This is a genomic window from Methylophaga sp. UBA1464 (genome assembly GCF_002325665.1).
Taxonomy (GTDB): domain Bacteria; phylum Pseudomonadota; class Gammaproteobacteria; order Nitrosococcales; family Methylophagaceae; genus Methylophaga.
Map to the genome: position 1 here is coordinate 1,056 of NZ_DCSO01000062.1, position 7,010 is coordinate 8,065.

General features: G+C 43.1%; 8 protein-coding genes. 1 reads left to right on the forward strand and 7 read right to left on the reverse strand.

The window, feature by feature from the left end; all coding sequences use genetic code 11:
* From prs to B3O33_RS07580, 4 genes are all read right to left on the reverse strand, one after another.
* Positions 1-551: ribose-phosphate diphosphokinase (gene prs / locus B3O33_RS07565; RefSeq protein ID WP_292363325.1), on the reverse strand; the 551-nt coding region annotated here is incomplete at its 3' end.
* A gap of 342 nt (positions 552-893) precedes the next feature.
* Complete coding sequence (gene ahr, locus B3O33_RS07570) at positions 894-1,892, reverse strand: NADPH-dependent aldehyde reductase Ahr (RefSeq protein WP_292360061.1); 999 nt, start codon at positions 1,890-1,892, stop codon at positions 894-896.
* Positions 1,893-2,075: 183 nt separating this feature from the next.
* A complete protein-coding gene (bfr, locus tag B3O33_RS07575; protein ID WP_292360063.1) occupies positions 2,076-2,555 on the reverse strand; it encodes a bacterioferritin in 480 nt (159 codons plus the stop codon).
* 269 nt (positions 2,556-2,824) lie between these two features.
* Entirely contained in the window at positions 2,825-3,043 is a 219-nt protein-coding gene (locus B3O33_RS07580; RefSeq protein WP_292360065.1) for a (2Fe-2S)-binding protein, read from the reverse strand.
* A 160-nt stretch (positions 3,044-3,203) separates the two neighbouring features.
* Between B3O33_RS07580 and B3O33_RS07585 the strand changes: the two genes are divergently transcribed.
* On the forward strand, positions 3,204-3,902 hold the full coding sequence (locus B3O33_RS07585) for a response regulator transcription factor (protein WP_292360067.1): 699 nt from the start codon (positions 3,204-3,206) through the stop codon (positions 3,900-3,902).
* Positions 3,903-3,966: 64 nt separating this feature from the next.
* Here B3O33_RS07585 and B3O33_RS07590 read toward each other — a convergent pair whose 3' ends face one another.
* The 3 genes from B3O33_RS07590 to B3O33_RS07600 all read right to left on the reverse strand — a co-directional run.
* Positions 3,967-5,268 (reverse strand): sensor histidine kinase, encoded by a 1,302-nt coding sequence (locus B3O33_RS07590; protein WP_292360069.1) that lies wholly within the window; start codon positions 5,266-5,268, stop codon positions 3,967-3,969.
* 4 nt (positions 5,269-5,272) lie between these two features.
* The gene (locus B3O33_RS07595) at positions 5,273-6,307 is read right to left on the reverse strand and encodes an SAM-dependent methyltransferase (protein ID WP_292360071.1); all 1,035 of its coding nucleotides are present in this window, start codon (positions 6,305-6,307) and stop codon (positions 5,273-5,275) included.
* On the reverse strand, positions 6,304-7,010 hold a 707-nt coding region (locus B3O33_RS07600; RefSeq protein ID WP_292363326.1), incomplete at its 5' end, for a DUF1295 domain-containing protein. The genes B3O33_RS07595 and B3O33_RS07600, both read right to left, overlap by 4 nt.

Below are 7,010 nucleotides of genomic sequence, written 5' to 3' on the forward strand. Positions count from 1 at the left end.
TTAGAATAGGCATAAGCTCTTTTGGAGCCACCCATATCTGGAGAAGCAATGGTTAAATTGTTTAAATTTAAGCTTTGTAAATAAGGCAAAAAGATGGTTGATGCAAATAAGTGATCAACTGGTTTTTCAAAAAACCCTTGAATTTGATCTGCATGTAAATCCATGGTAATAATTCGTGTGGCTCCAGCTGCTTCCAGCATTTTAGCAACCAATTTGGCAGCTATGGGCACTCTGGGTTTGTCCTTACGGTCTTGTCTTGCCCAACCAAAATAAGGTAAAACGGCTGTAATGTGTCTGGCCGACGCACGCTTGGCTGCATCAATCATTAACAACATTTCCATTAAATTTTCTGGACCAGGATGCGTAGAACCAATAATAAAAATACGGGTCCCTCTAATAGATTCTTCATAGGATGGTTGAAATTCCCCATCACTGTAAGTAGAGGTTATGACATTGCCCAAACTCACACCAAAAGCATCTGCTATGTTAAGAGCGAGTTCTTTACTTTGTGTACACGTAAAAATTTTAGCTTCAGTGTTTACGTTTGGCATTGTTAATCTATTGTATTATAACGAATTAATTCGTTTTTTGTTTAACGAGGTGCAAATTTAGGAATTTATTTCAACTCCAAAAGCATAAATAGGACTATTTTTAATTGTTTGTAGAAAAATATTTTCTAATTTTGCAGTCTACTTTGCTCGAGTGGCGGAATTGGTAGACGCGCCGGATTCAAAATCCGGTTTCTTCGGAAGTGCGAGTTCGATTCTCGCCCTCGGTACCAACATTAACCTAGTATTATCAATAGGTTACCCAGAATATTAAAGCCCCATCAGTTATGCTGATGGGGCTTTTTATTTGCAATCAGTAAAGTTAAATTTCACTTATTTTGCTGATTAGCGCTCTAACACAATGCGATAACGCACATCGCCTTTACGCAGTTTTTCAATTGCTTCGTTTATCTGCTCAAATGGATACATTTCAACCACTGGTTTCACCTGATGACGCTGTGCAAATTCCAGCATTTTGTTGCAGGTTTGTATGCTACCGGTGTCAGAGCCAGAGATACTTCTTTGCGCTTCTGTCAGGTTAAACACTTTGATATCCAATGGCTCCATCGTGGCGCCGACAAAGTGCAGCCGCCCTCTGGGTTTTAATTTACTCAGGTACAGGTTCCAATCCAGTTTGACGTTAACTGTAGAGAGAATCATATCGAATTTTCTGGGCAGTTCTGCCATGACGTTTTCATCACGCGAGTCCACGCTGTAATGAGCGCCCATATCCAGAGCTTCCTGTAATTTGGACGAGCTGGTAAATGCCGTGACTTCACAGCCCCAGGCTTGCAGAAATTGCAATGCAATATGGCCTAATCCACCAATACCAATCACGCCAACTTTATCGGTTGGCTTGATGGCAAATTGAACCAAGGGATTAAAGACGGTCAGCCCACCACACAGCAAAGGCCCGACTGATTTGAGATCAATGTCTTCAGGCAGTGGGATCACACTATTGGCATTGGCCCTAACCTTATCGGCAAAGCCGCCATGATGCCCAACGATGGTGGGTGTGAGATCCGGACATATATTTTCATCACCGTTATGACATTGTTCACAGCTTTCACAATAATCTGCATACCAGCCTAAACCAACGGTTTGGCCGACCTCCAGATTGGTCACAGCCGTACCTAGCTGACTTACTGTTCCGACCACTTCATGTCCGGCCACAACAGGATATGAGGACATTCCCCAATCATTATCAATAATGCTGATATCACTATGACAAATGCCACAATAACGCATCTCAATCTCGACTTCATGATCGCCAAGCGGACCAGGATCATATTGATAAGGGGTGAGTTTAGCCCCCGCTTCCAGTGTCGCATAAGCATTAATCATTTTTTGTCCTTTAAGAGAATCTGCAAAGCATATTTATATCTTCAATTATAGGGATACACTTCCTGGAGAGTTATCTGAAAATGGCAAACTTTCATGCTGATTTATAGAAAAAGTTACATATTCTGAATACAAAAAAGCCCCATCAGCATGGCTGATGGAGCTTTTAAATTGAAACCTGTATTGTTACTCGGCTTCTTTAACGATTTGTGCCTGATGGTAGTTTTCAATACCCATTTTATCAATCAGACTCAGCTGGGTTTCCAGCCAGTCGACGTGTTCTTCTTCGGATTCAAGAATAGACTTGAATAAGTCACGGGTAACGTAATCAGCAATCTGTTCGCAGTATTGAATGCCCTCTTTCAGATCCGGAATCGCATCCAGCTCTAAAGAGAGATCCGCTTCCAACATTTCACGGGTATTTTCTCCGATACGTAATGCACCAAGATCCTGCAGGTTTGGTAACCCTTCCAAAAACAGAACCCTTTCAGTCAGTGCATCCGCATGTTTCATTTCATCAATGGATTCATGATACTCATGCTCATAGAGATTTTTCAGGCCCCAATCCTTATACATTTTGGCATGCAGAAAATATTGGTTAATAGCAACCAGCTCATTGCCCAATACTTTATTCAGCAACTCAATAACTTTTTTATCGCCTTTCATCGGATTATCCCTCTCTCATTGCTCGATAGTGTTGATTATCGTTAATAAGCCATAAAAGTCAAAGATAAGTTATTGATATTAAAGACAAATGATAACAATTATCATCTGCATTGCATTCCTCGCCCGGATCTAAATCAGTAATAAAGATTAAAGCTAAACAAATTAATAACTTGTTGAACAGAGAAAAACCATGAAATTTTCATGGTTTTGAGAAAGGAATCAGATTAATAAATGCGGGAAGTTTATGCTGTTGCGATATCTGCGCAACTTTAATGAGAGGCGTTTACAGTCTGAGCAACCAGATAGCCATTCTGATCATCGAGCTGTGGCGCGTGTTGCTGTAAAACACGGTTCACTTTGAACTGGCATTTACCGCAGCATGCTGCTGCTCCGGTAGTTTCACGGATAGCTTCAAGCGTGTCTGCGCCTGCATCAATAGAGGCTTTAACTTTCTCTACATTCACGTTGTTGCATACACAAACTATCATGAAATAAACCCGGTTAATTAACGTTGATGTTAATGATAATGATTGTTATTTAATTAGTCAAACAGCTTTTGTTAAATTTTGGGAGAAATTCCCAAAAATGTTACTTGCGATGAATTTATATACATCGTAACGTAGCTATATCAGGCCTTAAGAGAATAGTATGAAAGCAGTATCAGCAACGGTTTTAATTGTGGAAGATCACCGTGATTTAGCAGCTAATGTGGGCGATTATCTAGAACTTGGTGGCTTTACTGTTGATTTTGCAACTGATGGCATCACCGCGCTGCAGTTATGCGAAGAACATCATTATGATGCCATTGTGCTGGATATCATGCTTCCCGGCATCGACGGCTTTGAAGTCTGCCGCAGGTTACGTCATGAAATGCATTTACATACACCAATCATTATGCTCACGGCTCGTGACACGATTAATGACAAAGTCAATGGCTTTGATCTGGGTGCAGATGACTATTTAATCAAACCATTTGAAATGCGCGAATTGGAAGCGCGGCTGATTGCGATGATAAGACGTCAGCGTGGTGAACTGGAGGGGGGCAAGTTAACGGTTGCCGACCTGACCTATGATTTGGATACCATGCGTGTCATGCGTGGTGAGCAGGTTATCAAGCTGTCTCCTATCACTTTGCATATATTGCGAATTCTGATGCGCGAATCCCCCAAGATTGTCAGTCGTGAACGGCTTGAAGCTGAAGTTTGGGGAGATGATACGCCTGACAGTGATACGTTACGCAGCCATTTGTACAACCTGCGAAAAAGCCTGGATAAACCCTTTCAGAATCAGTTGATGCATACCTTACCGGGCGTAGGCTATAAGCTCTGCAGAGAAGAAGATCTGTAAGCCCCATAGACCATGCAGAATCTTCAGCAACAGTAGCGAGCGGTAATCGATCCAAAATGCCTAATCAAAGACTACGAAACTGGGCTTTGGGAAAGTGCACACTGACCTCGGTGCCTTCGCCCATTTTACTGGATAAACGTAAATTCCATTCGTAACGATTGCAAAGCCGTTTCACAATAGTCATACCAATACCATACCCTGTTGTCTGCTGCTTATCATCCGCACGGAAAAACGGTTTAAACACTTTCTGCATTTGATCCCTATCCATACCAATTCCACTATCTGCCACCGAAAAACCATCTGAACGAATAGATACAGTGATATTGCCACGTTGTGTATAGTTAAAGGCATTACGTAATAAGTTGCCGATCAGGATAGGCAACACACGTTCAGCTGCCTGAACAACTAAAATACCGGATTCCTCTACATTCACAGTGATGGGTTTATCCTGGTGAATCATACGAAGGTTATCAAGTTCTGCAGCAATCAAATCATTGACCGTCACTTCCCGTAAAGGCAAAGCCTCCACTTGTTCCCTCGCCAATAACAGCAGTGTTTCAATCAGCGATTCCATATCCGTCAAGGTGCGGTACATTCGGTTCATTTCCGTTACCGCCTGATCGCCATATTTTCGTTCAACTAGCTCCAATGCCCCGCGAATAACCGCAATCGGAGTTCTTAATTCATGGCTGACATCACGGGTGAAATTCCGCTCCCGCTCAACAAAGTTTTCCAACCGGTTGGTAAACTCGTCCAATGCCCGAACCAGACTGGAGACCTCATCATCAGGAATATTCCGTAGTTCATCCAGATCCAGCTGTGGGAAGTTACCTTCACGAAAATCCACATCATTGACCGCACGGGACAGTTTCATAATAGGTGAAACCGCTTTATGTGACTGGCGATAGGCTATCCACGCCAACAGATAAAGCACCACCAGCACTAAAGCCAAAGGTAATAACCCAAACACCAGCGCCAAACGTGAAACCTTAACTTCATCAAAGATCAGATACAGACGACGATTAGCTTTATCTTCAACATACACAATTGGCTGCTGTCCGCCGAGCTCAGTTCGCTGTAGGCCTGGTCCAAGCTCCTGTAATGACGGCGGTAAATGCGAATAATCATTACCCTCAGCCATATAGGCTTTCAGATTCATAGTATTAGGTAAAGGAAAGTCAGAATCCTCAGATCGCATATCCCAGAAATGTTGCGCCTCGCCCTCCAGTGCGGCGCGAACCAATACATCCTGCAGTGTAGCTTTTGCGGCATAAATACCCGCAATAGCGACCAGACTGATTAACGCTACCTGAATCAGAAAGACTTTAACCAGCTTGGCTTGCAGATTGGTATTGGATTTAGCCATTGCCTCAGTTTACCCGTTTGGAAAATAAATAGTGCGTGACCAGCCATTCAGTCCCATCGCGATAGCCAAACAACTCGGCACAGGCCATAAAAAACAACCGCCAGCGTTGGAGCCAGATAGCACCTTCGCCCTTGCCATAGGTCTGATCAAACAAATCTTTAATCTGGCGGGCATTCTTATCTGTGTTTTCCAGCCAGGCTTCGGCTGTTTTCTGATAATGCTGGCCGTTGACCAGCCATTGCTTTTCAATTTGCAACGCATCCTGAAAATGTAACAAGGTATCTGCCGAAGGCATTAAGCCACCCGTAAAGAAATAACGCCCCATCCAGTTATCATCGCCTTCCGTTTCAAATGGATAAACCACACTGCGATGGCAGAAAATATGTACAAACAATTTGCCCTCAGCATTCAGCCACCGACTGACTTTATCCAGCAATTGCTGGTAATTACGCATATGCTCAAACATCTCAATTGACACGATACGGTCGTATTGTGTGTCCAGTTCCAGTTCATTCACATCACAGGTAATAATATGGATATTGGTTAAACCACGGGCTAATGCCTGTCTTTCGATATATTCACGTTGCGAATTTGAATTTGACACTCCAGTAATACGTGAATAAGGGAAACGCTCAGCAAGATATAGGGTCAGCGAGCCCCAGCCACAACCAAGCTCAAGAATATCCTGACCGTTTTTAAAATCTCCGCGTTCGACATAAACATCCAGCATGGCTTTTTCAGCCTGATCCAGTGACACAGTGTAATCATCCCACCAGCAACCACTGTACTTAAGGTGTTTGCCCAATGACAGCTGATAAAACTCGGCCGGAACTTCATAATGCTGTTCATTCGCAGCTTGAGTTTCAATGGCAATAGGACTGTTGCGCAACATTTCAATGCATTGATTTTTAATTTCACTGGCGGCTTCAGGATCATAGGCATTTTCATCATGAAGTCTTTGTCTTAGCAGCTTGCGGATGCCGAGTCGTATTAACGCATCAGGCACCAGGCCTTTTTCGGCTATAGAAATAAGACTCATGTTTTTTTCCTCCAGGGAATAAATGCACTGGTAGTTTGTTGATAACGGCGATATTTATCGCCACGACTGCGAATTGCCTGTTGTTCGGTATATGGGATGCCGGTAATGAAATACAGAAATAACAGCATGATAAGCGGTGCCAACCATAACCAACCGCCATATTCCAGCCCCATTCCCATTAATGGATAAGCAAACCAGTGCAACCATTCGAAAAAGTAATTCGGATGTCTGGAATAATTCCACAGGCCTTTCTCACACACCTCGCCTTTATTTTTGGGATCCGCTTTGAAAGCGGCTAATTGCTTATCCGCCGTGGTGACGCCGATAATGGCGATTATCGCTATCGCCAGGCCAGCATATTGAGCCAGTCCCAAGTTTTCAATCTGTCCCTGACTGATTAACCAGACCGGAATGGCAAAACCCCAGGCCAGTAATGCCTGGAACTGGAAAAAGAAAAAATGGTAAAAATTGGTTTTATCGGCCCAGTAGTCTCGCAAGTATTTATAGCGGCCATCTTCATCCTCACCTAATACCCGTTGAGCAAGATGCAGTCCCAAACGTAGGTACCATAAAAACATAATACTGGCCGCCAGCAGACTTAATGGCAGATAACCATCACTGGTAATCAAATGAAACAATGCTAAAAAGCTCAGTGAAAATGCCCATAAAACATCAACAATACCGGCATTTTTACTGCGAAGTT

What these genes read in the sequence shown, in the direction of transcription:
- bfr (WP_292360063.1), bottom strand. Translation starts at nt 2,555, where the DNA reads ATGAAAGGCGATAAAAAAGTTATTGAGTTGCTGAATAAAGTATTGGGC.
- B3O33_RS07585 (WP_292360067.1), top strand. Translation starts at nt 3,204, where the DNA reads ATGAAAGCAGTATCAGCAACGGTTTTAATTGTGGAAGATCACCGTGAT.
- ahr (WP_292360061.1), bottom strand. Translation starts at nt 1,892, where the DNA reads ATGATTAATGCTTATGCGACACTGGAAGCGGGGGCTAAACTCACCCCT.
- B3O33_RS07590 (WP_292360069.1), bottom strand. Translation starts at nt 5,268, where the DNA reads ATGGCTAAATCCAATACCAATCTGCAAGCCAAGCTGGTTAAAGTCTTT.
- B3O33_RS07580 (WP_292360065.1), bottom strand. Translation starts at nt 3,043, where the DNA reads ATGATAGTTTGTGTATGCAACAACGTGAATGTAGAGAAAGTTAAAGCC.
- B3O33_RS07595 (WP_292360071.1), bottom strand. Translation starts at nt 6,307, where the DNA reads ATGAGTCTTATTTCTATAGCCGAAAAAGGCCTGGTGCCTGATGCGTTA.